The 25,416-nt window shown below is 68.3% G+C and carries 27 protein-coding genes; 4 read left to right on the plus strand and 23 right to left on the minus strand.

Annotation, left to right across the window (positions count from 1 at the left end; all coding sequences use genetic code 11):
• Positions 1-3: 3 nt before the first annotated feature.
• The 9 genes from E2L08_RS00690 to E2L08_RS00725 form a co-directional block, all read right to left on the minus strand.
• A complete protein-coding gene (locus E2L08_RS00690; protein ID WP_133395121.1) occupies positions 4-3,969 on the minus strand; it encodes a baseplate multidomain protein megatron in 3,966 nt (1,321 codons plus the stop codon).
• Positions 3,970-3,978: 9 nt separating this feature from the next.
• Complete coding sequence (locus E2L08_RS00695; RefSeq protein WP_133395122.1) at positions 3,979-4,425, minus strand: NlpC/P60 family protein; 447 nt, start codon at positions 4,423-4,425, stop codon at positions 3,979-3,981.
• On the minus strand, positions 4,422-5,306 hold the full coding sequence (locus tag E2L08_RS00700) for a phage/gene transfer agent baseplate hub protein (RefSeq protein WP_133395123.1): 885 nt from the start codon (positions 5,304-5,306) through the stop codon (positions 4,422-4,424). Before E2L08_RS00700 ends, E2L08_RS00695 begins: the two co-directional genes overlap by 4 nt.
• Positions 5,303-5,929 (minus strand): DUF2460 domain-containing protein, encoded by a 627-nt coding sequence (locus tag E2L08_RS00705; RefSeq protein WP_133395124.1) that lies wholly within the window; start codon positions 5,927-5,929, stop codon positions 5,303-5,305. Before E2L08_RS00705 ends, E2L08_RS00700 begins: the two co-directional genes overlap by 4 nt.
• 61 nt (positions 5,930-5,990) lie before the next feature.
• Positions 5,991-8,408 (minus strand): phage tail tape measure C-terminal domain-containing protein, encoded by a 2,418-nt coding sequence (locus E2L08_RS00710; RefSeq protein WP_133395125.1) that lies wholly within the window; start codon positions 8,406-8,408, stop codon positions 5,991-5,993.
• The gene (locus E2L08_RS16910; protein ID WP_168771002.1) at positions 8,389-8,565 is read right to left on the minus strand and encodes a DUF7697 family protein; all 177 of its coding nucleotides are present in this window, start codon (positions 8,563-8,565) and stop codon (positions 8,389-8,391) included. The genes E2L08_RS00710 and E2L08_RS16910 overlap by 20 nt, the downstream gene beginning before the upstream one ends.
• 62 nt (positions 8,566-8,627) lie before the next feature.
• Complete coding sequence (locus tag E2L08_RS00715) at positions 8,628-9,065, minus strand: phage-derived protein YdaY family protein (protein ID WP_133395126.1); 438 nt, start codon at positions 9,063-9,065, stop codon at positions 8,628-8,630.
• A gap of 2 nt (positions 9,066-9,067) precedes the next feature.
• Positions 9,068-10,009 carry a phage tail tube protein gene (locus E2L08_RS00720; protein WP_133395127.1) on the minus strand — a complete coding sequence of 314 codons (942 nt, stop codon included), beginning with the start codon at positions 10,007-10,009 and terminating at the stop codon, positions 9,068-9,070.
• A gap of 24 nt (positions 10,010-10,033) precedes the next feature.
• On the minus strand, positions 10,034-10,453 hold the full coding sequence (locus tag E2L08_RS00725) for an acyl-CoA transferase (protein WP_133395128.1): 420 nt from the start codon (positions 10,451-10,453) through the stop codon (positions 10,034-10,036).
• A gap of 207 nt (positions 10,454-10,660) precedes the next feature.
• Between E2L08_RS00725 and E2L08_RS00730 the strand changes: the two genes are divergently transcribed.
• Complete coding sequence (locus E2L08_RS00730) at positions 10,661-11,116, plus strand: hypothetical protein (RefSeq protein WP_133395129.1); 456 nt, start codon at positions 10,661-10,663, stop codon at positions 11,114-11,116.
• The gene (locus E2L08_RS00735; protein WP_133395130.1) at positions 11,109-12,146 is read left to right on the plus strand and encodes a serine/threonine-protein kinase; all 1,038 of its coding nucleotides are present in this window, start codon (positions 11,109-11,111) and stop codon (positions 12,144-12,146) included. Before E2L08_RS00730 ends, E2L08_RS00735 begins: the two co-directional genes overlap by 8 nt.
• A 264-nt stretch (positions 12,147-12,410) precedes the next feature.
• On the opposite strand, the gene E2L08_RS00740 is transcribed toward E2L08_RS00735, so the two are convergent.
• From E2L08_RS00740 to E2L08_RS00775, 8 genes are all read right to left on the minus strand, one after another.
• On the minus strand, positions 12,411-13,040 hold the full coding sequence (locus tag E2L08_RS00740; protein WP_133395131.1) for a DUF6441 family protein: 630 nt from the start codon (positions 13,038-13,040) through the stop codon (positions 12,411-12,413).
• Positions 13,037-13,348 (minus strand): head-tail joining protein, encoded by a 312-nt coding sequence (locus E2L08_RS00745; RefSeq protein WP_133395132.1) that lies wholly within the window; start codon positions 13,346-13,348, stop codon positions 13,037-13,039. Before E2L08_RS00745 ends, E2L08_RS00740 begins: the two co-directional genes overlap by 4 nt.
• Positions 13,348-13,683: a DUF2190 family protein gene (locus E2L08_RS00750; RefSeq protein ID WP_133395133.1), complete on the minus strand. Its 336-nt coding sequence runs from the start codon at positions 13,681-13,683 to the stop codon at positions 13,348-13,350. The genes E2L08_RS00745 and E2L08_RS00750 overlap by 1 nt, the downstream gene beginning before the upstream one ends.
• 77 nt (positions 13,684-13,760) lie before the next feature.
• Positions 13,761-15,824 (minus strand): prohead protease/major capsid protein fusion protein, encoded by a 2,064-nt coding sequence (locus E2L08_RS00755; protein WP_133395134.1) that lies wholly within the window; start codon positions 15,822-15,824, stop codon positions 13,761-13,763.
• 5 nt (positions 15,825-15,829) lie between these two features.
• Positions 15,830-17,383 (minus strand): phage portal protein, encoded by a 1,554-nt coding sequence (locus E2L08_RS00760; protein WP_133395135.1) that lies wholly within the window; start codon positions 17,381-17,383, stop codon positions 15,830-15,832.
• A complete protein-coding gene (locus E2L08_RS00765; RefSeq protein WP_133395136.1) occupies positions 17,383-17,592 on the minus strand; it encodes a phage head-tail joining protein in 210 nt (69 codons plus the stop codon). Before E2L08_RS00765 ends, E2L08_RS00760 begins: the two co-directional genes overlap by 1 nt.
• Before the next feature lie 2 nt (positions 17,593-17,594).
• Positions 17,595-19,601, minus strand: coding sequence for a phage terminase large subunit family protein (locus E2L08_RS00770; RefSeq protein ID WP_206076947.1), 2,007 nt, complete (start codon positions 19,599-19,601; stop codon positions 17,595-17,597).
• On the minus strand, positions 19,549-20,145 hold the full coding sequence (locus E2L08_RS00775) for a hypothetical protein (protein ID WP_133395137.1): 597 nt from the start codon (positions 20,143-20,145) through the stop codon (positions 19,549-19,551). Before E2L08_RS00775 ends, E2L08_RS00770 begins: the two co-directional genes overlap by 53 nt.
• Before the next feature lie 111 nt (positions 20,146-20,256).
• On the opposite strand from E2L08_RS00775, the gene E2L08_RS00780 reads away from it, so the two are divergent.
• Both E2L08_RS00780 and E2L08_RS00785 read left to right on the plus strand, forming a co-directional pair.
• A complete protein-coding gene (locus E2L08_RS00780) occupies positions 20,257-20,529 on the plus strand; it encodes a hypothetical protein (protein WP_133395138.1) in 273 nt (90 codons plus the stop codon).
• Between the two features lie 95 nt (positions 20,530-20,624).
• Positions 20,625-21,188: a DUF3489 domain-containing protein gene (locus tag E2L08_RS00785; RefSeq protein ID WP_133395139.1), complete on the plus strand. Its 564-nt coding sequence runs from the start codon at positions 20,625-20,627 to the stop codon at positions 21,186-21,188.
• Positions 21,189-21,241: 53 nt separating this feature from the next.
• Here E2L08_RS00785 and E2L08_RS00790 read toward each other — a convergent pair whose 3' ends face one another.
• The 6 genes from E2L08_RS00790 to E2L08_RS00815 all read right to left on the minus strand — a co-directional run bounded on the left by E2L08_RS00790 (position 21,242) and on the right by E2L08_RS00815 (position 25,334).
• Complete coding sequence (locus E2L08_RS00790; RefSeq protein ID WP_133395140.1) at positions 21,242-21,466, minus strand: DUF7220 family protein; 225 nt, start codon at positions 21,464-21,466, stop codon at positions 21,242-21,244.
• Complete coding sequence (locus tag E2L08_RS00795) at positions 21,463-22,452, minus strand: DNA cytosine methyltransferase (RefSeq protein ID WP_133395141.1); 990 nt, start codon at positions 22,450-22,452, stop codon at positions 21,463-21,465. Before E2L08_RS00795 ends, E2L08_RS00790 begins: the two co-directional genes overlap by 4 nt.
• Entirely contained in the window at positions 22,452-23,771 is a 1,320-nt protein-coding gene (locus E2L08_RS00800; protein ID WP_133395142.1) for a site-specific DNA-methyltransferase, read from the minus strand. The genes E2L08_RS00795 and E2L08_RS00800 overlap by 1 nt, the downstream gene beginning before the upstream one ends.
• A gap of 405 nt (positions 23,772-24,176) precedes the next feature.
• Positions 24,177-24,623, minus strand: a complete 447-nt coding sequence (locus E2L08_RS00805; protein WP_133395143.1) for a DUF6362 family protein — start codon at positions 24,621-24,623, stop codon at positions 24,177-24,179.
• On the minus strand, positions 24,616-24,819 hold the full coding sequence (locus tag E2L08_RS00810) for a hypothetical protein (protein ID WP_133395144.1): 204 nt from the start codon (positions 24,817-24,819) through the stop codon (positions 24,616-24,618). Before E2L08_RS00810 ends, E2L08_RS00805 begins: the two co-directional genes overlap by 8 nt.
• Positions 24,816-25,334 carry a hypothetical protein gene (locus E2L08_RS00815; protein WP_133395145.1) on the minus strand — a complete coding sequence of 173 codons (519 nt, stop codon included), beginning with the start codon at positions 25,332-25,334 and terminating at the stop codon, positions 24,816-24,818. Before E2L08_RS00815 ends, E2L08_RS00810 begins: the two co-directional genes overlap by 4 nt.
• Between the last annotated feature and the right edge of the window lie 82 nt (positions 25,335-25,416).

The raw sequence follows: 25,416 nt of genomic DNA on the forward strand, positions 1-25,416 counted from the left end.
CCTTCAGAACGTGAGCGTGACGGTTTTGGCCGCTCCCCGCCCGACAAGGGCGGAGAGCTGGTAGAGGCGGATGTCGAGCGTGTCGCCGGGGCCGAGCAGAGTGCCCCAATCGGCGCTCTGCTGTGCGGCGGTGTAGACCGCGCTGGGCGTGGTCGCGCTCAGCACCCGCTTCACGGTCGCGCCGTCGAGGATTTCCACCTCGTAGGCTTCGAGTTCCTCGGCCAGCGGCACCTCGAGCCCGCCCCAGTTGTCGGCCGCGAGCGACCGCGACCGGCGTGTCCAGCGGATCGTCAGATCGCCGGGCGTGCGCGGTGTGCGCCACGGCTGCTCGACATGAGCGACCGAGAACGGCCGCAGTCCGATGCCCTCGGGCATGAAGGCCTGCGCCACGTAGGTCTCGTCGCTGACCGGACGGCTGGCCGGACCGATGCGCCAGTTCCACGGGATGCCGAGATCGGCCTCGGCGATCGGCAGCGATGCGAGGCTGTCGTCCAGCACCACCACGCGTGCGCCTGCCGGAGCCGGGTTGCCCATCGCACCTTCGGTGCCGCGCTGGCCGCGCAGGAGCCGGGTCAGGCGATACCGGCCGGGCGCGAGCAGTTCCGCCGCGCCCGCCTGCACGATCTCCCAGACGCCCGACGCGGTTTCCACCGCCAGCGCGTTGGCCCCTCCGAACAGCATCAGGTCGGTGACGCTTTCCAGCGTGCCGGTCAGCAGATCGACCACCAGCGCATTCCCGAGATCGAAGCGCGAGGTGGGCCCCGCGAAGAAGTCCGAGACCAGAGTCCCGATCCGGGCGCGGCTGCCGAAGGTGGTCAGCAACTCGAAGCCATCGGTCGACGGGCTACGGAAGACCGCCATCTCGCCCGGCCAGGGAACCGCGTGCGCCGCGACCAGCGGCCGATGCGCGGGCTGGTCTTCGGTCAGCTGCGGCAAGTCCATCAGCACCGCCTCGGGCGCGCCGAACACGACGGCGCGCGTCAGCGACGCCGCGCGGGGATCGCCGGGCGGCAGATCGTAGGTCGCCCGGTCCTGGCGCACCGCCTCGATCCCGCGCGCCTCGGCGTCGGCAATGGAAACGAGCCGCAGATCGACCAGCCGCCCGTCGTGCTCCAGCCGGATCGCATCGGCCGGATCGAGCGCGAGGCGCGAGGGCGGCAGACGGAACGCCGCTGTCTCGCGCCCCACCCACGCCTCCATCAGCGCGCGGCGGCAGCGCCGCTCGGCCTCCTCGGGCGGCACCGCCATCGGGAAGGACTCGGACGCAATCCGCGTCGTGTCGACGGTGATGCGCCTCGCTTCGACGAGGGCGGCGTCGTAATCCTCGTCGGCGCGGGCGATCTGCCACTTCAACGCTTGCGGCAACTCCGTCTCCTGGCCGCGCGTCAGTTCCAGCACGTCGCCCTCGCGGGCGGCGACCAGATCGTCGGGCGCGAGGGTGGTGACGGAGGCCCGGCCACGCATGATGAAGCGGATCGTTCCCTCGGTCTCCATCGCGTCGAAGCCGAAGTGGCGCGACAGTGTGGTGATCGAGGCGCGCGGGCTTTCGAGCGCCGTGATCGAGTAGCCCTCGACCGCACCCCAGAGGCCGGTGACGTCGATGCTCGCCTCGGGTAGCCCGGCGCGCAGGCAGAGGTGCCGCACGAGCGCTGCCAGCGACACCGCGCCCAGCCGCCCTGTCAGCCAGTGCCCGAGCCGCCAGTTCGCCCCGTCGGTCCAGACGTCGGTCAGCGCCGGGAAGAACGGATAGGGTCGCGCGTCCCAGGTCCAGGCGGCGCATTCCGGCACACGCACCATCCGGCCGCCGTAGACCGAGGACACCGGGTTGTTCGCGGCCTCGCCCCACCAGAGGTACGTCGCCTCGAGATAGGCGCGCTGGATGGCGTCATCCCGCCAGCCCCGCGAGAAATGCGGCGTGAAGCTTTCCGACGACTTCGGGTCGAAGAAGACGTTGGGCTGGTTGGTGCCGCGGTCGATGGCGGGACAGCCCAACTCGGTGAACCAGATGGGCTTCGACTGCGGCACCCATGCCGTCGGCGTGCCGCTCTCCACCCCGCCGAGCCGGTCGTAATGCGCGTTCGACCACCAGGCGCGCAGATCCTTGTAGCGGAAGACCCACGGCTTGGCCGCCGCACCATCGGTGATCGGGGTGCGGACCTGCGCGGAGCGATCGGCCGCGCTGGCATAGAACCAGTCGAAGCCCTCGCCGCCCGCGATGTTTGCCTGTAGATAGCCCCGGTCGTAGATCGCGGGCCAGCCCTCGGCCGCGTCGGCATGCTCGAAGCCGTCCCGCCAGTCGGAGAGCGGCATGTAATTGTCGATCCCGACGAAATCGATCTCGGGATCGGCCCAGAGCGGGTCGAGATGAAAGAACACGTCGCCGCTGCCATCGCCCGGCTGGTGCCCGAAATACTCGCTCCAGTCCGCCGCGTATCCGATCTTCGTCCCGGCCCCGAGGATCGAGCGGACATCCGCGAGCAGGTCCCGGTAGGCCTGCACCGCCGGATAGGTGCTGGCGCCCGAGCGGATCGTGGTCAGCCCTGGCATCTCCGTCCCGATCAGGAACGCGTCGACCCCGCCCGCCGCCGCGCAGAGATGGGCGTAGTGCAGCACCATTCGGCGCAGGCCCCAGTCGCCGGGCGTTCCGATCCACGAAACCGACTGACCAGAGACGTTGAAGCTGGCGGGCGTGGCCGCGCCGAACAGCGCCGCGACCTGGCTTGCGGCCGTGGCGGTCTTGTCCACCGTCCCGGCGAAACCGGCCGCGGGCGAACAGGTGATCCGCCCACGCCAGGGAAAGGCGGGCTGGCCCGTCCCGGCGGCGTTGTCGGAATACGGGTTCGGCAGGCTGTTGCCGGGCGGGACGTCCATCAGGATGAACGGATAGAAGGTCACGCGCAGCCCGCGCGCCTTCATCTCCTGGATCGCCTGCACCACGGCGAAGTCGGACGGCGTGCCGCCATAGACCGGGCGGTCCTGGTCGTCGCGGCTGACGAGGAAGGCATTGGCGCGGCTGACGCCGTTGACCGACCAGCTGGCAGGCGTGGTCGACTTGGCCGAGACCTCGACGCCGGGCCGCACCTTGCAGGATCCTGCGCGCAGGTCGTCGCCGAACCAGGCCACGACGAGGCTGACGCTTTCGACTGCCGGGGCCATGGCCTGCAGCCGGTCGAGCGCCTCCACCATGTCGGTGGAGTCGGCCAGAGCGTTCAGGTTCTCGGGCACCGTCGCGCCGCCATCGGTCTTCCGGATCGCCTGCGTGGCGTAGGTGAACTCGCCCGAGGCGGGGATCATGGTGACGGCGCGGGTCAGCCCCTCGGCGGTATCGGGATCGGCCAGCGGGCGGAACACCTCGAAGGAGAGTTGCGGCAGGCGGTTGCCATAGGTGGACAGCGCGAGTTCCTCGAAGACCACATAGGCCGTGCCGCGATAGGCCGGGGTGTTCGCCGCACCCATCTTCGCGGCGATGAACGGATCGGCCGTCTGCGCCTCGTCGCCGGGATACCAGCGCCAGGTGACGCCGGAGAGGTCCATCGGCTTGCCGTCGGCCCAGATGCGGCCGATGCCGGTGATCGGGCCTTCGCAAAGCGCCACGGCGAAACTGGCATAGTAGAGATACTCGGTCGTCTTGACCTTGCCGCCCCCGCCGCCCTTGCCGCCGCCCTGCGTGGTTGTCTTCGTCTCCTCGCGAAAATCGGTCGCCCAGATGATGTTGCCGCCCATGCGCATGCGCCCGTAGAGCCGCGGGATCACCGCGCCCTCGGTGGCCGAGGTGATGCGCAGCGTGTCGAGCCGCGCGCCCTCGATGCGCTGGGTGGGCGCCAGCGACGAGATGATCCAGCTGTCGACCACCGACCCGATGCTGGAGCCGATGAAACCGCCGATGGTCGCGGCGCTGACGCCGAGGATCGCGCCGCCGATCGAACCGCCAATGGCGGCGCCAGCGGCGCCGAGAACGAGGGTGGCCATGTCGGGGTCTCAGCGTTGCGGAAACAGGAAGGCGAAGGCGATGCGCCGCAGCCAGTATGGGGTGAGCGGTTCCTCGATCACGCCGAGCCGCTCATAGGCGTGGAGGAAGCTGTCGGGACCGGTCAGGATCCCGACATGCTTGGCGATGGCCCGGGGCTTCATGCGGAACAGCACCAGCGCGCCGGGCCTAGCAGCTGCCGTTTCCACCTCGATCATCATCCGCCGCGCGCCCTCGGCCAGAACTTCGCGCGGTCCGGTCTCGCCCCAGTCGCGGCTGTAGGCCGGTATTGGGAAGGGTTCCGGCCCCACCACCTCGCGCCAGACGCCGCGCGCCAACCCAAGGCAGTCGCAGCCGACGCCCCGAAGGCTCGCCTGGTCGTGGTACGGCGTGCCCAGCCAGGCCCGCGCGATGGTGATGACGCGTGCGGGATCGGCTGATGCGAGGCGTTGCGTCACAGCACGCCGCCCTCGTGCCCGCCATCCTTGGTGGCGTAGCGCAGCACGGCGTCCTGGCCGGGGATGTGCGGGAAGCCGCGGAAGTTGACGGTGTTGGCGAACTTCGCGCCGCAGGTCTCGATGCGCTTGTCGCAGCCGGCGCGGATGATGAAGGCATCTCCCTCAGCGATCGCGCGCACCGGCGCTTCGAGCAGCGTCAGGATCGCGACGCCATCCGTGACGTCGTGGCCCAGCACTTCCGCGCGACGCCCCGCATTCGCGCCGCTGGTCCATTCGATGGTGCCGAAGGTGAACCACCCGGCGTCGAAGGCGCCGAGGCCCGAGGCCGTGAAGGCACGGTCGCGCAGAAGGTCGATCACCGCGCCCGTGCCCTTGAAGGCGGGGTCCTCCAGATCGACGCCGCAGCGCGCGTCGCCAAGCGCGGCATCGCAGGTCGCCTGAAAGGTCCGCCCGACCGTCTGGCCCAGCACATGGGCGAGCGAGCGCACCTCGGCGACGAACGCCAGTCGCCCACGCCGAATCTGGCCGATGGCGCCTCGGCGCATGAGGACGCGCTGGCTCGTGTCGGCCCAGTTCACCCGCCACACCTCGACCTCCGCATTGTCCCAGCGGCCATCGAGAATGTCGGTCTCGGTAATGCGGTCCGAGGTCAGCACACCTTCGGCGTCCTGGGCATCGACCGACAGGTCCGAGCCCGACCGGACCTCGGAGGCGGTCAGACCGCTTTCTGGCTCGAAATCCGTGCCGTCGAAGCTGAGCGTCCGGTCGTGATCGGTGAAGCCGAAACTCGAACCATCGGCGCGCGCGATCCGCCAGCACCACGCGAGCGTGGTCGTGCCCTCGTCGAGATGGGCCTGCAAGGCAGGAGCGAAGGTCTTCATCGGCGCAGTTCCAGAAGCGGAATGGAGGTGATCGAGCCGAGCCGCTCGAGGTCGAGCGTCACGTCGAGCGCGTCGGTGTCGAAACGGACGGGCACGTCGAACTCGAAGCCCGCGGTGATCGCGACGCCAGCGCCTGGCGCGGCGCTGAAGGTGACGACGCCGGTCGTGGCGTCGACCGACCAGCCGGAGGGCTGCTCGATCCCGCCAAGCGCGATGCGCACGGTGCCCGCCACTGGCTTGGCGATGGCGCGCGTCCACGATTGTGCGCCCGAGGCGTAGCGCTTCACCAGCTGGAAGGCGGTCGTCGTGCCGTCGCCGGTGCCGATCGACTGATCGGTGGGCGATGGCGTGCCCGAGGGCAGGCAGGACTTGTGGTCGCCCCAGTCCTTGAAGCGGAATCCATGGAGCCGACCGTTCCGTGCCTCGAAGAAGGCGACAACCACTGCCAGATCGTCCGCGCGGCGGATGCCGTAGGCCAAATCGTAGCGGCGACGCGAGTTGGCCCAGCTGGCGTTGCGCTCCTCGTCGCCCGAGGTGAGCTCGACGATCTGGGTGCGCCGCTCCGGCCCGCCCCGCGCGCCGCGGCTGATGTTGTCGGGAAACCGGACCTCGTGAAACGCCATCAAGTCTCTCCATGGTTCGTGCTCTGGCCCCCGCAACCGGTTCCCACTTGCGGGGTCGCACTCACATGCCCCTCCGCCCGAGCGACACGGCCCGGGCGATGTCGGCGGCGACCTGCGTGCGCGACTGGCGGAAGCTCTCGGCGTCGCGCGCCAAGATGGTGACGTTGACCCCGCCGCCCGCGCCGTAGCTCTGCGCCTCGCGCCGCGACAGCACTCGCTCGCCCCGCTGGAGGATCGCGGGCACCTCGTCATGGCGGAGGCCGGCCATGCCGCCGCCATGCATCCGGGGCGCAGCGGCGAAGGCCATGGCCGGGACCATGCGCGAGGGACCGGCCGATCCGACCATCCCGCCCGCATGCAGGACGTTGGCGAAGATGCCGCCCGCGCCGGAGAAGACACTGGAGAGCGCATTGGCGATCGGCCCGAGGATGAACCGCCGTGCCGCGAGCTGGGCGAGATCGGCCAGCAGCGAGGTGACGAGATCGCGGAAGTTCAGTTTGCCGGTCTTCACGAACTGGCCCACCGCGGTCTCGGCCGACTGGAAGGCGCCGACGAGGCTCTGGCCGATATCGCCGCCGATTTCGCGCGCCTTGCTGGCGTAGTCCGACAGCGCCGCCGTGACGGCCTGCCAACCGGTGACGGCAGCTTCGGTCGCGGGCTCTGCTGCCGCGGCAGCAGCCCCGGCCGCCGCACCGGCGCCCGTCGCGGCGCGTCCGGCATCGCCGAGCGCCGTCTCCAGCCGCTCGGCCGCACCCGTGGCCTCGGTCAGCGCATCGGCACTCGCCTCGTCGGTGCCGCGCACGGCATCGCGGAGCGCCTGCCAGCTTTCGAGCGGCGCGCGGGCCCCTTCGGCCAGATCGCGCGCCGCGCCACGGTAGACATTCGCGGACTCCAGCGCCCGGGCGGCCGCGCCCGTGAGCCCGAGATCGGGCGCGGTGAGCGGGTTGTCCTCGAAAGCCCGCTCGAACGCCGCCTGCGCCGCCGTCGTGGCGGCACTGGCCGCGCCCTCGAAGCGGTTCTCGATCTCGCCGAGGTCGAGGTCCGGCACCAGCGAGATGCGGCGCTCCGACCCGAGCGCTTCCAGCCCCTGGTTGATACCGCCGATGAAGCCGTTGATGCGCGAGACCACGCCGTTCAGCATCGCCTCGACGCCGTCGACGAGGCTGTTGGCCGCCTGGAACGCCAGATCGCCGATGGCGGCGGGCAGCAGACCCCAGATCGCCTTGATCGCCTCGTAGGCCCCCTCGAACGTGTTCGCCGCCGCATTCCCGAAACCGACGACGCTCTCGATGGCGCTCTGCATGCCCGATGCGGCATCGGCCTTCAGATCGAAGAACATCGCCGTGACGGCCGAGCTTGCCGCAGCAGCGCCCATCCTGATCCGCTCCCAGACTTCGACCGCGAGGTCCTTCAGGAGCGACATCGCCTCGCCGAAGCCGCCCGCACCGGAGACGAGGCGGGTGAACTGATAGACAAGCTCGCCTGCGCCCACGATCAGCGCCCCGATGCCGGTGCGGATCAGCGCGCCGCGCAAGACGACCAGCGCCGTGGCGAGGCCACGGACCGAGAGCGCGGCGGCGGCCATTCCGGCGACCCAGCGTCCCGCGAGAAAGGCCGCGAACGTGGCGGCATAGGTGGTCAGGCGGCCGATGTTGTCGAAGAGGCCGCGGATCGCGATGCCGAGCGGCCCGGTGCGGCTGGCGACCGCCGCCATGGCGTTGGCGACGGCTTCCAGCGCTGGAGCGGCGGCGACGGCGAGCTGGTTCGACAGCCCGCGCCAGATCAGCCCCAGCCGGGAGATCGCGTCGTTCGTCCGCTCGATCTGGTCGGCATCCTGCTCGGAGACGACAACGCCGAAGGCAAGCACATCCTCGGTCGCCTGGCGCAGCGTCGCCGTGTCGATCCGCGACATGGCGATCGAGCCTTCCTCGCCGAAGAGCTTGCCCGCGACCGCCGCGCGTTCGGCGGCAGGCACGAAGCTCTCGATGGCGGCGTTGATCGCGCCCACGCGCTGATCCAGCGGCAGGGCGATCAGCTCGTTGGCCGAAAGCCCGAGCCGGTCGAGCGCATCGGCGGCGGGGCCGGTCCCGGCCGCCGCCTGGCTGAGACGGCGCGTCAGATCCTTTGTCGCCTGCTCAATGCCGGACATGGAAACGCCCGCCAGTTCGCCCGCGCGCTCCAGCGTCTGGATCGAGGCGACCGTAGTGCCGAGCGACTGCGCGAGCTTCGCCTGCGCATCGACGGTCTGGAGTCCGGAGCGCACCATGGCCACCCCGGCGGCGGTGGCAGCGGCGACGGCGGCCGCGGCGGCCACGCGAACCCGGCGCGAGAAGGCCGCGAGCCGGGCGTTGGCCGCCTCCATCTCCCGGCTGAGCCGTCCGAAGCCGCGCGACCCGGCCTCACCGACACCCTCCAGCTCGGCGCGCACCTGGCGTCCGCCCACGGCCGCGAGGCGGACGCTAACCCGTTTTTCCGCCATGGGAGTGATCCATCTGTTCGTTGAGCTTGGCGACCATCACCGCTTCGATGACGGGAAGAAGCTCGGCCATTGCGAGCGGCGGCACGCCGAGCGCGTTCCCGAGCGCCAGCGCCGAAGACATGTCCCAGCCGATCACGGCGCCGGGCAGGACACGCAACTGGCCGCCGAGACGACCGACCAGGTCCCAGACCTGCCAGCCCTCCGGTGTTTCCGGACGGTTCAGCCGCGCCGGGCAGTCCGGGCAGGTTTGCGCGCAGGCTTCGCAGTATCGGTCGCCCCCGCCGAAGGACCATTCGGCGAGAGCGCGGAGGCGTTTTTTTCCTGTTCCAGCAGCAGGCCCTTCGAGACGTAGGTCAGCTGGAAGGCCTCGAAGATCGGCCAGACGTCGAGCAGAGCATCGATGGCTTCCGGGCTCGGGTCGATCGCGTTGCCATCGGCATCGCCGATGCCCTCCCAGGCGAGAACCGCGCGGCGCGCGAGCGCCTTGGCGAAGGCGACGGCGCGCTCCTCGTCCGAGGCGTCCTCGGGCACGGTCTCGACGGCCGGGTCGCTGCGGGTCGCCACCATCAGCGCCGTGGTCAGTGGGCGCAGTTGCACCCGGACGCCGGGCGCGAGGTCGTGCCAGCGCGGCGCGTTGGTCAGGTCGAGCGTCAGCATCCTCAATACACCTCTATCTCGTTGATCAGGGTCGCGGTGCACATCCGGCCAACGACACTGTCGCGGGCGGCCTGCCAGTCGAATGTCGCCTGAACGCCCTGCGGCCCGGAGATCTCGATCCGCGGGCGCGGCAGGTAGACGGCGTGCACCGTGAAGGTGAAGCTCTCGCCGGACGGCAGGACGTAGGCGAACTCCATCTCGCAGGCGTCGCCATTGATCGCCTGCGTCACCAGCGTCTGGTCGGCGAAGCGCACCTCGATCCGGCCGGTCAGCGCGGCAATGGACGGGTCGGCGCCGTCGATGCGGCCGTCCGAGCGGATGGTCTCGATCCGGTCGAGGTTGTTGGCATAGGTGATCTCGGCCGAGACCACGTTGCCGAGGGCGGTGCCATTGCGCGTGATCGCCCCGTTGAAATGGCCGAAGCGCTTCAGCTCCAGCGCGGCCGGCGTCCCGGCGCTGGTGGTCGTGCCGACCGTCTCGCCCTGTGCCACCAGCCGCGCAGTTGCCGTCAGCAGGCCGGAGCGCTGCATCTGCCAAGTGATCTGGTCGAGCACGCAGCCGGAATACATCGCATAGCGTGGCACCTCGGGCATTCCGGTCTCGATTGACATCGAGGGTAGCGTCCAGGACCCGGATTGGAACTCGTGGGTGTACGGGGCCTCTACGCCCGTGGTCGTGGACGCGCCGAAAGCCGCCTTCAGCCAGAAGCCGAATGCCTCCGCGTCGAGCGGCACCACGACATCGCCGTCGGCCGTCACGGCATCCTTGATCGGCGCCAGCGGATCGCGGCCGTAGCCCAGCAACTCCGAGTTCAGCAGCGGCTGCTCGGCACCGAGCGAGGTGCTGGCAAAAGGCATGCGGGTGAAGCCGCTGGCAGGCGGCGTTCCATAGGTCGTCTCGAACGCAAGCGCCATCTGCGCCCGCGCCCCCTGGGCTCGTGCCATGGTGTTCTCCTCGGGTTGTCGGGATCAGCCGAGCGGATCGGCCGTGGAATAGTGCAGCACCACCGGGATCACGGCGGCCTTCAGGCTGGCCGCACCCTCGACCGGCAGATCGACAGACCGCGGAGCCTGCGCCTCTACCCAATCGCAGAGCCCGCCCAGCGTTCGGTCGACAGCGAGTGCCGAGCCGATACTGGCAGTCAGCGTGTCGAAGGCGGCGTCACGGTCGGCGCTCTGCACGACCGCCTCGATCTCGGCGCGGTGCTGGTAGTGGTAGGCCAGCGGCGACAGCGTCACCTCCGGATCCCCCGGCTCGCCGTCGCGCAGGATCAGCAGGCCGTTGGACGGCACGCGATCGGGCAGCACCTCACCGCGCAGGGCGGTGGCGGGCAGCGCCGACAGCCGCGCGTGCAGCGCGGTGAGGATTGTTTCGCGGGGGGTGGGCATGCGACCTAAACACCTCGATGTACTGGCGCAGGGCAAGACTTAGTCTTGAGCGGTCTGTCCTACTGTGAGGGAGCTTCCCGCAAGGCATGCCCTCTATTTATCCTAGGAGAGCCGGGACCCGAAGGCTGCTGGACCAGGCCTTCGGTCAAGAAGGGGTTGCAAGACAACTGAAAATGCCGCCCAATGGTCGAAAATTGCGGAGTTTACATGATCACAATTGGTATACGCGTATCACCCGGCGCTGTGACATTTGCCGTCTATGATTCTGATAATGACGAAGTCGTTAATCTCGACGCGATCCTAATACCAGTAGCGTTCGATACACCTGATGCATTGAAATACGTGCGAAGCAATCTTCTAGATATTTTGCGCGAGTACGGTGTGCATCGTGCAGGCATTCGGACTACCGAGCCGAGCGCGCAACGCATGAACATCAGCCGTATCGAAATGGAAGGTGTCATTCAGGAGTCTTTCGCAAGTAGTGATCTAGAGTCTTATTACATCGGTCATGTATCATCTATCATGTCGCGTCTCGGGCTTCCGCGAACTGAATTCAAACCACTGGTAGACGGTGACCAAGACCCAAACATTGAGAATTGGGACAAAATGAGCAAGGAGGAGCGTGAAGCAGTCCTTTGCGCAAAGGGGGCGGTCAATGCTTAAGCCTTACAAGAGAGCTGAACTGGCCTTCGAGGAGCTCCGTGAAATTGGCGCCGACGGTAGAAATTCAACGACTTGGGTAGTCAATGATGTGCAGCTTGGCGCTGAAATCGTCATGAAGACCATAGCCAAAGCACAACTACGCGACGTGAGCGAATTTTTTGATGAAGCAAAGTCGCTTTATGCAACGGCACATCAGAATGTTGTGCAAATTCACTATGCCTGCGAGGACGCAGATAACGTCTACATTGCGATGCCATTTTACAGAAGAGGGTCGGTCAAGGGTATCATGGAAGCCGCCCATTTGACCACACGTGAGATCATTCGCCTAGGCTGCCAGTTGTTAAGTGGATTGCACAACATTCATAGCAAGGGCTTAATTCATTTCGATATAAAGCCTGACAATATTTTGCTTTCAAATAGAGGTGAGGCGATGCTTTCTGACTTCGGTCTCGCCAAGCAAGTGCATCTGGGAGTCGCAGTTCCGAATGGACTATACATCCGCATGGCACCTCCGGAAGCGACAGGACAACCACCATTCGATCTGCGGTTCGATATTTATCAAGTCGGCCTTACCCTTTATCGCATGGCGATTGGCAACGATGCGTTTAATTTCCAGTTCGCGCGATTCACGCAAGGCGGTGGACTTGATGTGGCCACCTTGGCGGCAGAGATCCAGGCAGGGACGTTCCCAGACCGGCAAGCCTTTCATGAGCACGTACCGATGCGGTTGCGACGCGTGATCACCAAGTGTCTTGAACCCGATCCTGACGCTCGATTCAGTTCCGCGCTCGCGGTGGCTAATGCCCTCGCCGCCGTCGATGACAGTTTAGACTGGCGTTTGGAGAAGGGCGTTGTTAACAAGATGTGGACTAAGAACGAAGCTGGAACTCAGAAGTGCTTCGTGGTGAACCAAGATGGTTCGACGGAGTTTACCACGACGGCAGCTGGTGGACAGCCGCGCAGAAAGCGGGATCTGTGCCGCCCGAGGATGACTCGTCGCGACATAGAGGGAGTTCTGAGGCAAAATTGATGACCAAGACCAAGAACAATCCGGAGAAGTATAAGCGTCGAGAGGTAACGGCACCGAAGGGCCGACCGTCGCGTGTGGTCGCTTTGGATTTCTCGTCACCTTTTTTCACCAAACCCGTGCATGCTGGGTATCTCGACTGGCGTAGCTTGCCGAAGCCTACTAAGCGTTCATAATCGCGGCGCTCTGGCTCCGGGGGAAACCAAAGCCTCCGAATGGGATCCACCCACCGGAAGAGCGAAAAAGGCTGAAGTACGCGTTTGTCGACTACACGTGTCCTTCCACCCAGTTCCCCACGATCAGCCCCGGCACGCTGTCCAACGCCCGGTCTGCATCTCGTGCGAGGTCCAGCCGCTTCGGCAGTTTGACCTGCGGCACCAGCAGGAAGATCGGCGCGGTGACCTTTCCGCGCCCGGTCTTCGAGCGCGACACCACCGCCTGACCCTTCGTGTTCAGCCGCCCCTCCGCCACCAGCAGGCTCGGGCCGGTGCGACGATAGACAAAGCGCAGGCGCAGGCCGCGCCGTCGTTCCCATTCGCCGGGCGTGATGCGGCCGCCGCGCAGGGATTTGCCAGCAGCTGGCAGCGGGATCGCCAGCCAGAACCCGTTCTTCGAGCGGATCAGCGGCCCCGTGTCATGCGCGCCCACGATGACCGGAGCTTTCGACCAGACCAGCGCCGCCGCGTCCAGGCTCTCGCCCGACCTCGGGAAGTTCTGGCTCCGGATCGAGTTGGCCAGCCGGGGCCCGAGCCCCGCGCCGGTGATCTGCAGCCTCCACGCGGTCTTCAGCCCGGTCCCGGCCTCGCGCATGGCGGCTGTCACCGCGCGTTCGCCCGCCGCCACCTCCGCCGCCATCATCGCGACGATGTCTGGATCGATGTCGAGCTTCAGTTTCACGCGGGCCTCAGATCCACGGTCCAGACCAGCCGCTCGCGGTCGCGAACCGGCTCTCCCTGGATGAGGAAGGCGTCGCCGTCGATCTCGATGCGATCGCCCGGACGCGGGCTCGCCACCTCGGCGACGCGCAGGTCGATCCGGGTGGTCTCGGACCAGAGCCGGGCATCGCCGAAGTCGGAGACGACATCCGCGCGCCGGGCGACGGCACGCACCAGCACGGGCGCGCCGCCGTCGGCGATGTAGATTGCGTCCCGGCCGATATTGGGATCGGCAAAGAGCGCGCCCACGGCGGCAGCGAAGGCGCTCATCAGAACGTCGCGTTCAGGCGCACTCGGCCAATGGTGTCGCCCGCGCCGCTCGCCACCGCCTCGACGGCCACGCCGATCAGTGTGTTGTCGGTCGCGACCGTGGTGCAGCGCTTGTTGGTGCCGTCCCAATAGACCTTGGCGCCGACGGTCCAGGCCTGGGAGCCGACCTTGGTGATGTCGAACACGCCGACGAGCGCGGTCTCGACGGGCTCGCCGAGGGCGGCCGCTCCCGCGGCGATGCCGAAGATGGAGCCGACGAGCAGGCCATCGCCGGAGGCGACGGCATAGGGTGCGGTCAGGGTGATGGTGTTGCCGGGCTGGACGAAGTTTTTCATGGGGAGGATCCTTGTGGAAAGACGAAGGGCGGCCCGTCAGGACCGCCCGCGTGTCAGGGTTCGGCATGGGGTGCGGGTTACGCGCCCGGGTTCTTGTAGAGGCCGCGCCAGTCGATGGCCTTGGCGCCGAAATCGAGGCGGCACTTGATCTCGACGCCGTCGACGTCGAAGCCGTTGCGCGTCTCGATGTAGGCGCCCTGCTGGCCTTCGAGATAGGCGTACTCGATGGTGTCGATCTGGTTCGGGCTGGCCGCCAGATACCAGGCGGTCTCGCTGGCGGCGTCGAGCCGGGGCTCGCTGATCGGCGCCAACGTCCGGATCGATTGCGGCACCACGCTGGACGTCGCGGCAGGGACGAGGTTCTGGGCGACCATCTGCTCGGCCTTCAGTTCCAGCGAGGCGGGCACGATCAGGAAGGCGGGTCGGACGTTCAGCACCGTCTTCTTGTCGAGCCCCGTCTGCTTCGCCATCGCCGCGCGGGCCGCGCCCACCGCCTCGACGGCCAGCGCCGTCCCGGTCCCCGCGAGGTTCTTGTGGGTGGTGTGGAAGAGCGCGTTTCCGTCGGCCATCGCCGGGTTGGCGGTGATGATCCCCCAGACCACGTCCGACTCCAGCTGCGCGATGGAGTTGCCGTACATCGCCGGGATCCGGGTGAAGGCGTCGAGATCGTCGTTGATCAGCGTTTGGCGGGTGATCGCGACCACCCGGCCGTAGGTCTTGACCTTGTAGCTCTCCTTGCTCTCGCCGAGCGTCCCGCGCTTGAACTCGCCGCTCTCGCCGACTTCCAGAAGCTGAGGGGCCTCGCCCAGCTGCACCCGGTGCATCGCCTTGAAGTCGGTGGCCAGCACCTGGCGGCAGAACAGCATGAAGGTGCGGGGATAGGCCTCGTAGGCCTGACGCAGGGTCTTGTTGGTGACTGCCGACAGGATCTCGGGGAAGTCCGAGGTCGAGTGCAGGGCCCGCGTCGCCACCTCGTCGCGCGACAGGCCGCGCGTGTTCACCCCGGCATTGCCGAGGCTTTCGCGGGCCAGTTCCAGCAGCGTCATGCCGCGGTACTGGCGCGCGGCGTCCTCCAGCTGGAACAGCGTCGGGCTGTAGCGGTGCAGCAGCGCGTTCGCCACCGCGTCGCGGCGGGTGATGTGTTCGTCCCGACCGCCGAGCGGGACGGAGACATGGCTGAAGGTCCGGGTCTCGTCGGATTTCGCGGCGACCTGATCGAGGATCAGGCGGCGGGACTCGTCGACGCTGACGCCGCGTTTCACCAGATCCTCGGCGAAGCCGCGCTCGAGGTTCAGCCGCCCGGCCAGGTCGTAGATGGTGGAGACGCGGTCGCGCTCGGCCTCGCGGGCGCGGGTGGCAACCGCTTCGGTGTCGGGCGCAGCGGGGGCATCGGTATTCTGAAGCTTCGGCTGCGTGCGGGTTTCGACTCCGGCGACCTTCGGGTCGGGCGCAGCCGGTTTCGGCTCGGTCATGGGGGTGTCCTCGGTTTCGACCGGCTCGGTCAGCTGGGTGGTGGCGGGAGTTGCGGCGTCGCGCGAAGGGGTCTGGGTCTTGTCCGTCATCGGGGATGCTCCTTGCTCTGTGGGGGCGTCCCGGCGTTGGAGGACGCAGTCGTGAAGGGGGTGCTGGGCGCGGAAGCCTGCGGCGGGGTCGGCGCCGACCGCGACGGCGGAAACCTCGAACGGCGTCCAGTCCACCGCGCGCCAAAGCTCGCGGGCGGCCTCGGGCTTCGAGACCTCGAAGCGGTGGACCTGATAGCCGATGGAGACCGCGCGGATGTGCCCGGCCTGGATGTCGCGCCAGATCGGTTCGACATCGGCGCGCTCGCTGATCCGCACGAGCGCGATGCCGCGTCCGTTCTCGATCCGCGCCGAGCCCGGCACGACCGAGCCGATCACTGCATCGAGCGTGTCAAGCTCATGCACCTTCAGGAAGGGCGCGCCCGCGTTCAGCCGGTCGAGCCGGACATGGGCCGGATCGAGGCTCAGTTCCTCGTCATAGGGCTCGCCGAAAAAGGTCGCGCGGCGGACGCGCGCGCCTGCCGACCAGACCACCTCGACGGTGCGGCTGTCGGCATCGGCCGTGTTCGGCGCAAGCTCCGCCGACCGGCGCATGGCCGGCAGTTCGATCATCGTGTCCATGAAGGTCAGTCCTGTTGGTCGGCCTGTGCCGGATCGGTTTCCGCGTCGGCGGAGGGGTCGTCGGCAGGTTCGTCAGCATCCGGATCGGTGGCCGGATCGCTGGTCTGCGCGCTGCCGGTCTTGGTCACGCGGCGGGGATCGCTGTCGAGCACCAGACCCAGCGCGTCGAGCTTGGCGTTGGTCGCGGCGATCTCGGCCAGCACGGCGTCCGGGTTGCGGCCCTGCCGCGCGATCACCTCGGCCAGCGTCATGGTGCCCGAGCGGATGGCAAGCAGGTTCGCCATCGCGTCCTTCTGCGGATCGACCGCCTCGAACTTTGGCGGCGACCACTCGACGGGCACGGTCGGTGACGGGATCTGCCCCGCCGCCCATGCGGCCTCGGTGAACCACCGCCAGACCGGCGCGCAGAACATCGGGATGAACAGCTGCCACTGCACGGCGTCGATCTGGCGGCGGAACTCCACGAGCCCCGCCCGGATCGAGGAATAGTTGACCTGGCTGAGGTCGCCGGTCAGCAGCTCGTAGGGCACGCGGAAGCCCGCCGAGATCGTGTGCAGGCTCGCCCGCTTGTATTCGCCGTAACCGCCGGTGGCCGAGGGCTGGTTGAAGCGGATGTCCTTGCCGCCGCGGGCATAGGCGATCAGTCCCGGCTCGAACTGCTCGACGCGGTTTCCATCCGCGTCGACCACGGAGGGCGCGATGCCCTGCTGGGCCTCATCATCGCCGAAGACGATGGCGGTGACGCAGGCCTCGGTCTTCTTGCGGACCAGCTCGGCCACCTCGTAATCGTCGAGATCGCGCAAGCTGCGGATCACCGGCGCGCCCCACGGGACGCCGCGCGCCTGCGTGCGCTGCTTCTCGTAGACATGGGCGATCTCGCTTGCCGGGACCGGGCGGCTCTGCAACCCATTCTGCAAGGCGCCATAGGCATCGCCCGGGTGTTCGGCATGGAGCCAGTAGGCTCGGCGCTTGCCGACCGGATCGAACTCGATCCCCTGCACGAGGCGTCCCGCGCCGAGGGCTCCGGACTTCGTGGCGTCGAGGAAGTCAGCCTCCAGCACCTGCAATTGCAACGGCACCGGCAAGCCGTCCGAGGATCGCCGCGGGCGGCGGCGCACCAACACCTCGCCCGCCTCGACCATCTCGCGGCAGATCAGGGTCTGGAGCCCATAGAAGTCCAGCTGGCCGTCGGCGTCGCAGTCTGCCGTCCAGCGTTCGAACAGCGCGTCGACCGTGCGGTCCAGCGTGTCGTCACCACTGGCGGCGCGCGGCATGATGCCCGCGCCGATGATGTTGTTGACCAGCACCGCCACGGCCTTGGCCGCATGCGGATTGTTGCGCACCAGATCCCGCATCCGGTCGCGCAGCAGCGCCCCGGCCACGCCGATCTCGGTGTCGGCCGAGGATCCCGGCGCGCGCCAGCCCTCCGTCCGCCGCCCGCGCGCGGCCCCGTCATAGCCCCGCGTCAGGCTCTCGAAAGCCTGACGCGCCATCACGCGTCGAGCCGCCATGCGCGGCGCCACCGTGGCGATGGCGTGGTCGAACCAGGTCGCCGACATCAGCGATCCCCGCGCGAGAAGCCCGCAAGCCCGGCCACCGGCAGCGGCCGCGTGGCCCCCGCGATGGCGCGCTCGATGGTCCGGATGCGGGCGAGCAGGTCCTCGGCCGAGCCGTAATCCACCGACTTGCCGTCATAGCTCACCCGGGTCGTGCCGCTGGCATAGGCCCGGCGCAGCGCCGAGAGCTCGGTTTCCGTCCAGTCTGCCATGTTCAGAACCATCCTCCGCGCCGCCCGAGCCAGTCGGAGCGGCGCTTGCCCTGCGGGGTCTGTCCCGGCCGGTTGATCTGCCCCGCGGGATCGGTGTCGGTGGGGGCCGCCCCGAGCTGATCCTCGAGGTCGCGCCATTTCTCGTCGGGCCAGCGGTCCGCGCCCGCGATCCAGGCGGCGGCGCGGGCATAGACCCGGCAGTCCAGCGCCTCGTTGCGCTCGCGCAGCTTCTGCCATTCCAGCCGGGCGAAGCCGCGCTTGGTGCGCACCGTCACCAGCTGTTCGGCCACGAACTGCTTCAGCCATTCGTTCTCGACCCAGTGCGGAAGGTGCACCGAGCCTGGCGGGAATGCCGCCCCGTCGGCCATGTCCTCATCGGTCGGACGCGCCAGCCGCAGGAAGCGGTAGGTCTCGGCCTTGAAGGTCGACACCGCCACGGTCCAGAGCCGGGCACCGCGCCGCAGGCGTTTGCCGCCCTCGGTGGCGTCGACGAAGGTCGGGCCCGACACCGGGCTCGAGCGGTTGAACCCCTCGACGCCCTTCACCGGCGATACCTGCCCAAACCCCTGCGCCCGCGACCAGGAATAGACGGCCGGGGCCTCGTAGCCGGTGTCGATGGCGAGCCGTGCAATCCGCAGATGCGCGCCGCGTTCGTGCGGCCAGGACCGGTCGAGCAGCGCCGTCAGTTCCGACCATGCGTCGTGCCGGTCGGGCCCACCCTCGATGACGACGTGATCGACGAGCCACGACTCAAGTCCACGCCCCCAGGCCCAGACATCGACCTCGATCCGGTCCTTCTGCACGTCGGCGCCTGCGGTCAGGAACAGCCCGCCCGCGGGCACAGTGCCGGATGTCCAGCGCTCGCGGCGGTCGTAGAGCCGCTGCCAGTCGGGGGCTTCTCCGGTCTCGACCCATGTCTCGCCGAGGATGGTGTTACGGAACGCCTTGATCGCCTCGTCCGACCCCTGTGCCGCGTCCCAGGCCCGCACGATCCGCTCCCAGCTCAGCCAGCCGATCGGCGAATAGAGCGCTGAGAGGTGATACCCGACCGTCGTCGGATCGGCGGCCTTGGCGGTCGCCCGCCATTCGCCGCCCTCCAGCATCGCCGTCTTGTGGTGTTCGGCGATGGGTGTCTCACAGCCCTCACAATGATATTCCGCCGTCTCGGGGTGGCCTTTCTGCCAGCGCAGCCGTTCGAACTTCAGCCATTGTTGCTGGCCACAATGCGGACATGGCACGAAGAACCGCCGCTGATCACTGGCCTCGAACTCCCGCTCGATGCGCGACAGCCCCCGGATCGTCGGCGTCGAGACCAGGAAGACCTTGCGCCGATGCGCGAAGGTCAGTGACCGGGCTTCTGCCAGCGTCACCGGATCGCCTTCCTCATCGGCCGAGGCCGGATAGGCATCGACCTCATCGAGGAAAATGTAGCGCGCTGGCGTCGAGCGCAGCCCGACCGCCGAGTTCGCGCCGGTCATGATCAGGATGCCGCCCGCAAACTCCTTCGACAGCATGGTGTTGCCCGCGTCGCGGGATCGTGCCGGTTTGACCCGTTCGCGCAGTTCCGGACTCTCATCAATCAGCGGGTCGATCCGCTGTCGTGAGTTGCGTTTCGCCAGTTCCACCGTCGGCTGAACCGCCAACATCGGCCCCGGCGCCTGGTGGATCGCAAAGCCGATCCAGTTGTTGCCGGCCTCGGTCGCGCCGACCTGCGCCGCCTTCATGAACACGATCCGCTGCGTTGGATCGCCGGGGCTCAGCCGGTCCATGATCTCGCGCATGTAGGGCGTGCGCACCGTGCGATACCGCCCCGGTTCGGCCGAGGCGCGGCCCGAGAGCATCCGGTGCCGGTCCGCCCATTCCGAAACGGTCAGGTCGGGGTCTGGCCGGAGCCCGTTGCCCCAGGCGCGCAGGATCTCGCCCGCGCCGTCGAAATCCGTCAGGCCATCGCCGCTCTCACCGGAAGTCGGGCCGGACCTCGGCGAGTTCGTCGAGGTGGGCGCGTACATGTTTCTCCAGGACCTTCTGCATCGCGGCCGGCTCCACGGTGATCTGCTGGCCTGTCGCGTCGCTGCACGAGGCCGAGAGCTCGGCCGCCACCAGCGCCGCCGCACGTGCAGGCCAGTTCACCCATGCATCCCGTTCCTCCCGCGCCAGGCGGAACACCAGCGCCAGCGCGCGGGCCCGCTCGATCAACTCCCCCTTCAGCTTCTGGAGCCGGATGCGCCGCTCCTGCGCCTTCAGCACCTCGTTCGCGGTCTTGGCCTGGAGGAAGGTCGTGCCGCCGCCGACCGCCGGGACCGCCAGCCCCTGTTCGCGCAGCGTGTCGCCGACGGCGGCCACCGCCGCCTCGGGGACGGGCTTCAGCTTCGGCGCGGGCGGCTTCCTCGTCTTCGACGGGTCCGTCGTCTCGGCACGCCGGGCGTCGCTGGCGGCCGCGTTGATGCTGCCGTCGGGATAGAGGACCAGCCGCTCGGCCGTCTTCGCCTTCTGGATCGCGCCCCGCGACAGCCCGACATGCGCGGCGTACTGGCGCTCGCTCATGCCCTGCATCGACGGCTCCGATTATCATTCAAGATCATGCGCTTATCGAGTTGATAAGCGTCGCGGACAGAGGGAACGTGATCCCACGAAGACGATGCAACTCACCACGGAGCCACCACGATGACCGCCCGCCTGAACCCGATCACCACCCCGCGCTTTGAGGCCCGCGCCGAGAAGGCGCGCCGGAACAAGGAAGCCGCGCTCGCCGCCTTCATCAGCAAGAAGGCCGAAATCGACGAGATGCTCGCCCGCCTGCAGGCCCTCAGCGACGACCATTTCAACTGCCACCCCGACGAGGTGGGCTGGGCCATGGTCGGCACCCTCGAACACTACGCCAGCCTCCTGAAGCGCATCACCGACAGCGCTTTCGGCGAGGGCGAGCACGCCCGCTGATCTCCGGCGCTGCCGGAACTCCCGCCGCGCGCCCTGCGCGGCTCGGGGTCGTAGAAGGTGCCGCATGACGCGGGCCCGAATACGGAGACGACCCCATGACCAAGCTTTCCGATACCCAAGCCATCATCCTCAGCGCCGCCGCACAGCGCGACGACCGCATCGCCCTGCCGCTCCCCGACAGCTTGCGCGGCGGCGCTGCCGCCAAGGTGGTCGGTGCAATGCTCGCCAAGGGGTTCCTCAAAGAGGTCGACGCCAACACGCGCAAGGGCGAGCCCATGTGGCGCGAGACCGGCGACGGCCACGGCGTCACGCTGGTTGCCACCGACGCAGGCCTCGCAGCCATCGGGATCGAGCCCGAGGACGCGAACGCCGCGCCTGCGGTCGCGACGGAAGCGCCGACCGAGGAGCCCGCACCGAACACCCCCTCCGAGACCGCGCCCAAGACGCGCACGCCGCGCGAGGGCACCAAGCAAGCCACGCTGATCGCCATGCTGCGCGCGCCAGAGGGCGCGACCATCGAGGAGATCGTCGCGGCTTTGGACTGGAGACCGCACACGGTGAGAGGCGCGCTTGCTGGCGCGCTGAAGAAGAAGCTGGGCCTGACGATCACCTCCGAGAAGGTCGACGGAAGGGGGCGTGTCTACGCCATCCGTGACTGACACTCCGCACCGAAACGGACAGTTGCCGCCGCCCATCGCCGGGCGGCGGTTCTTCATTCTACACTCCGCATCCGGATCGCCTCGAACAGCCGCCTCAGCAGGTAGCCGCGCACCAGCGAAACGCCGACGAAGGCGATGCCGATCGTCAGATGCTCCGGGAGCCCCGTCTCGATCCCGAACCACGGGAATACGACGATCTGCGTGGCGATGGCCAAAACGTAGCCGACGACAACGTTTGCCGCGGCCTCGACCATCGACATGGTCCGGCTCTGCTTCATCGCAGGCTCTCCATGAAGGCCGTCACGAACTCCGCCGCGAGCGGCGGAACGATCGCATTGCCGTAGCCCCGCAGCAGCCCCATGCGACCGGGTATCCCATCAGCCAGCGGGAATGTTCCGGGCTCAACGGGCCGCCAGCGGTCATCGCGGCAGAGGAGCCAGTCCGGATCTCGCCAGACGCCGTCCGTCGCATCGGCCCCGGCAGGGTCGGCACCATCGACCAGTCCACCAGCTTCACCGTCCTGCGGCTCGCATCGGTGTTGCCGGCTGCATTGTATCGGTCCGTTGCGGGCGAGCCCGCCATGGCCGTCGGCCAACCCGCCAGCCAGACCTGCCGGCCGAGCAGCGCATTGATCGGCACCGCCCGGCATTCCGTTCCGTCCTTGTGATCCCGCGCCGAGGCCGTCGCCCAACCAGCGAGTGACTGCGTCCAGGGCGAAGGCACCGAAGAACAGCCGCTGGCGGATGTGCGGCGCGCCGATGCCCGCAGCCGGCAGATCGGCCGCCGCGACGGCGTAAGATGCCGCTTCCAGGTCAGCCGCCAGAGCATCGAACCACGCCCAGCCAGCCGCGACCTCAGTTGCTGTTCCAGCCGCACCGCCAACCGGTCCGAGCACTGCCGCGCTGGCGACCTGCTCGCCGAAGACGAGCTCCGGGCGGCAGGCCGCGACGAGCTGCAGGAAGGTCGGGGCGAGATGGCGGTCATCGTCCTGTCCCTTGCGCTGCCCGGCCTGGCTGAATGGCTGGCAGGGCGGCGAACCGGTCCAGACGGACAGATCCTCCGCTACGCCCGCGAGTCGCAGCGCGTAAGGCCAGCCGCCGATTCCGGCGAAGAAATGACACTGCGCGAAGCCGCGCAGGTCGGCGGGCTCCACGTCCAGGATGGACCGCTCGTCCACCTCGCCATGGGGCAGCAGCCCGGCCGCGATCAGTTCCCGCAGCCAGGCGCAGGCCGCGGGATCGGCATCGTTGTAGTAGACGGCCATCAGGCAGCGGCTTCGGCCTTGTCACCCAAGCGCTCGGCTCTCACCTGCGCGAAGGTTCGGCCATCGCCATCAAGGATCGCGTCGCGGCCTGTCTCGGCCTGCCAGCGCTCCACGGCCACATCGACATAGGCCGGGCTGATCTCCATCGCGAAGACGCGGCGGCCATTGGCCTCGCCCGCCATGATCTGCGAACCGGAGCCCGAGAACGGCTCGTAGCAGAGGCCGCCACGGGCGATGTGCTGGCGCATCGGGATCCCGAATGCGTCGAGGGGTTTCGGCGTCGGATGGTCGGGGCGCTCGTCCTTGGCGAAGGACGGCATCTCCCAAGTCGACGGCAGCGTCCGCTCGGCCACCTTCGGCGGGCGGTTCGGGCGGCGCCAGCCCATGAAGCAGGGCTCGTGCTTCCAGAGGTAATGGGAGCGGGTCAGAACCCCGCGGTCCTTCACCCATATGATCTGCTGATGGACGAAGGCGCCCGCCTTTTCCCAGCAGGCTTCCAGCATCGCCTGGCGGCGCGAGGCGTGCCAGCAGTACCAGGCCGCATCGTCGGTAATGGCTTCCGCTACAGCCGCCGCGATGAAGCCGTCGTAGAGCTCCGCGCCCTGCGAACTGTCGTCCCAGGTCGTGCCGTAGGACGCGGACCAGTCCTTGTTGCGGGTCGGATGGTTCGAGCCGTCGTAGTCGACCAGATACGGCGGGTCGGTCGCGAACAGGATCGCGCGCTCGCCATTCATCAGGCGGCGCACATCGGCAGCGCTGGTGCTGTCGCCGCAGAGCAGGCGATGGTCACCGAGGATCCACAGGTCTCCCGTCCGTGACGCCGGATTGCGGGGCGGTTCGGGAATGGTCACCGGTGGCACGGAGCCCCCGGCGCCACCTTCTTCACCGCCGTCTTCCGCGACGTAGGCCAACAGCTTGTCGAGCTCGCCGTCGGAGAAGCCAACCAGCGACAAGTCGAAATCCTCGGCCAGCAGGTCGTTCAGTTCGGCCGACAGCAGCGCCTCGTCCCAGGTGCCGAGTTCCGTCAGCTTGTTGTCCGCGATCCGGTACGCCCGCCGCTGCGCCTCGGTCAGATGCCCCAGCACGATCACAGGCGCCTCGGTCAGGCCGAGCTGCGTCGCGGCCAGCACGCGCCCGTGCCCCGCGATCAGTTCCCCGTCCTCGCCGACGAGGCAAGGCACGGTCCAGCCGAACTCGGCCATGCTGGCGGCGATCTTCGCGACCTGGTCCGCGCCATGCGCCTTCGCGTTCTTCGCGTAGGGCTGGAGGCGCGACAGCGGCCACGTCTCGATCGCGTCAGGGGCGAAGCTCAGCGTCATGGTGGGAAAGGTTCCTCGGTCGGGTGGATGCCGGTGGCTTCCGGACTCCGGATGCCGGGCCGGACTCCACGCAGGGTCCAGCGGCCACCAGCGGTGTCCGGTCGGAAGGCCAGCGTTCATTGGTGTTTGCGCGGGGCGCGCGTGGCTCCGGCTTCCGGGTGGCTTCCCAAAAATCCGGCCCTGTCGCTGGCGATGTCCCGCGCTTCGCCCGCCAGCATACGAATATCGCCAGGAAGGAACCAAGAACTCAATGGGTTAGCCCATTGGACCCCGGCTGGACCCTTCGCTGGACCCCGGAAGCCAGCGGCGCGGCGTCTGCCTGCGCGCTCCTCTCCCGAGCATATTCGTTTTCTAACGGCCTCGACGAAATGTGTAAGGCCCTGCGATGTACACCCGAAAATTTCCTCAGAGGACGATTTTTCTTGACAGGCGATTGGCGTTTTCGATGACGAACTGCTGCGAGCGTCGGGGCGACGGCACGCGACCGTTCAGCCGCCAAGTGATCACCGCCAGACCGTATTGCCAGCGCTTGGTCGCGGCCGTGCGCGACAGGCCGAACTGCCAGCAGATCGGCTTCCACGCCATGCCGTCGGCGCGGGCCCAGACGAGGCGCCCATCCTCGGGCTCGAGCCAGCGCAGCCAGAGCATCGCCTCCTCGGCCTGCGTGATCTGTCGCGGGCTGGGCCTCGGGCGACGCATCCGCGGCTCCTGACCGACCTTGTCGGCGAAGCTGTGGAAATACTCGGGCCATGCGTTGAAGAAGCCCTGCGGCATCACGCCCGGCATCTGCCGCATCACGCCCGCTGCGAGCTCCAGCCGGTCCTGCACCTGCGCTGTGGTCCACTCACCCATGACGCGCCTCCCGTTCCCGCTTGCCGTAGAGCCGCTCGCCGAGCTGACGGACCAGCTCGCGCTCGGGCCAGGTCAGGCGGTCGTCGTCGATGGCGACGGCCAGTAGTCCCTGGTCCTTCCAGCCGTCGCGCTTGACCTCGTCGGGATTGCGGCGGTGACCGCCGTAGCCCTTGGGCGTGAACCGCATGCCGCTCATTGCACACCTCCCCGGGTCTCCAGCGCCCAGAGCAGGATCGCGATGGCGTCGGCCTCGTTGTCGTCGGCGGGCGAGAAGCCGCGCGCCCGGGCGGCCGCCATCATGGCGTCCTTGTTCGCGTTGCCCTTGCCGGTGGCGTGGCGTTTGATAGTGCCGACCGGCACGCCCTGATAGGCGACGCCCGCAGTCTCGGCCCATGACGTCAGCGTGGCGAGCAGCCCGCCATAGACATGCGCCGCGTCGGTGCCGACGTGCCTGCGCACCTCCTCGAAATGGATGGCGGTGATGGCTCCAGCGTCGTGCGCCAGCTGCTCGAGCCAGCCCCGGAACCTCAGGTAGCGCATGCCGCCGCCGTCGTAGCGGCTCGGCCGGAAGGACACGGTGCCGCTGGTGATCAGACCGTCCGCCGCCTGCAGGGCCCACCCGGTCATGGTGCCGAGATCGAGGGCGAGAACGACCGGCACGCCGGGGCACGGGGCGCTCATGGGTGTCGGGGTCAGAGATACGTGGGCCATGATCGGCTCCTTTCCGGGTTGCTGCTCGATGGGGTGACGGGCGGGACATCCAGCCTTTGAAATTGCCCAGGGGTAGGTGGTG

The sequence above is a fragment of the Palleronia sediminis genome, assembly GCF_004358695.1.
GTDB classification, from domain to species: Bacteria; Pseudomonadota; Alphaproteobacteria; order Rhodobacterales; family Rhodobacteraceae; genus Palleronia; species Palleronia sediminis.

Coding starts and splice junctions, on each gene's coding strand:
- E2L08_RS00720 (WP_133395127.1), bottom strand. CDS start 10,009: ATGGCACGAGCCCAGGGGGCGCGGGCGCAGATGGCGCTTGCGTTCGAG.
- E2L08_RS00730 (WP_133395129.1), top strand. CDS start 10,661: ATGATCACAATTGGTATACGCGTATCACCCGGCGCTGTGACATTTGCC.
- E2L08_RS00725 (WP_133395128.1), bottom strand. CDS start 10,453: ATGCCCACCCCCCGCGAAACAATCCTCACCGCGCTGCACGCGCGGCTG.
- E2L08_RS00700 (WP_133395123.1), bottom strand. CDS start 5,306: ATGAAGACCTTCGCTCCTGCCTTGCAGGCCCATCTCGACGAGGGCACG.
- E2L08_RS00770 (WP_206076947.1), bottom strand. CDS start 19,601: ATGTACGCGCCCACCTCGACGAACTCGCCGAGGTCCGGCCCGACTTCC.
- E2L08_RS00760 (WP_133395135.1), bottom strand. CDS start 17,383: ATGTCGGCGACCTGGTTCGACCACGCCATCGCCACGGTGGCGCCGCGC.
- E2L08_RS00800 (WP_133395142.1), bottom strand. CDS start 23,771: ATGACGCTGAGCTTCGCCCCTGACGCGATCGAGACGTGGCCGCTGTCG.
- E2L08_RS00735 (WP_133395130.1), top strand. CDS start 11,109: ATGCTTAAGCCTTACAAGAGAGCTGAACTGGCCTTCGAGGAGCTCCGT.
- E2L08_RS00815 (WP_133395145.1), bottom strand. CDS start 25,334: ATGGCCCACGTATCTCTGACCCCGACACCCATGAGCGCCCCGTGCCCC.
- E2L08_RS00785 (WP_133395139.1), top strand. CDS start 20,625: ATGACCAAGCTTTCCGATACCCAAGCCATCATCCTCAGCGCCGCCGCA.
- E2L08_RS00710 (WP_133395125.1), bottom strand. CDS start 8,408: ATGGCGGAAAAACGGGTTAGCGTCCGCCTCGCGGCCGTGGGCGGACGC.
- E2L08_RS00745 (WP_133395132.1), bottom strand. CDS start 13,348: ATGAGCGCCTTCGCTGCCGCCGTGGGCGCGCTCTTTGCCGATCCCAAT.
- E2L08_RS00805 (WP_133395143.1), bottom strand. CDS start 24,623: ATGGGTGAGTGGACCACAGCGCAGGTGCAGGACCGGCTGGAGCTCGCA.
- E2L08_RS00790 (WP_133395140.1), bottom strand. CDS start 21,466: ATGAAGCAGAGCCGGACCATGTCGATGGTCGAGGCCGCGGCAAACGTT.
- E2L08_RS00715 (WP_133395126.1), bottom strand. CDS start 9,065: ATGCTGACGCTCGACCTGACCAACGCGCCGCGCTGGCACGACCTCGCG.
- E2L08_RS00690 (WP_133395121.1), bottom strand. CDS start 3,969: ATGGCCACCCTCGTTCTCGGCGCCGCTGGCGCCGCCATTGGCGGTTCG.
- E2L08_RS00705 (WP_133395124.1), bottom strand. CDS start 5,929: ATGGCGTTTCACGAGGTCCGGTTTCCCGACAACATCAGCCGCGGCGCG.
- E2L08_RS00810 (WP_133395144.1), bottom strand. CDS start 24,819: ATGAGCGGCATGCGGTTCACGCCCAAGGGCTACGGCGGTCACCGCCGC.
- E2L08_RS00755 (WP_133395134.1), bottom strand. CDS start 15,824: ATGGACACGATGATCGAACTGCCGGCCATGCGCCGGTCGGCGGAGCTT.
- E2L08_RS00750 (WP_133395133.1), bottom strand. CDS start 13,683: ATGAAAAACTTCGTCCAGCCCGGCAACACCATCACCCTGACCGCACCC.
- E2L08_RS00775 (WP_133395137.1), bottom strand. CDS start 20,145: ATGCAGGGCATGAGCGAGCGCCAGTACGCCGCGCATGTCGGGCTGTCG.
- E2L08_RS00780 (WP_133395138.1), top strand. CDS start 20,257: ATGACCGCCCGCCTGAACCCGATCACCACCCCGCGCTTTGAGGCCCGC.
- E2L08_RS00765 (WP_133395136.1), bottom strand. CDS start 17,592: ATGGCAGACTGGACGGAAACCGAGCTCTCGGCGCTGCGCCGGGCCTAT.
- E2L08_RS00795 (WP_133395141.1), bottom strand. CDS start 22,452: ATGGCCGTCTACTACAACGATGCCGATCCCGCGGCCTGCGCCTGGCTG.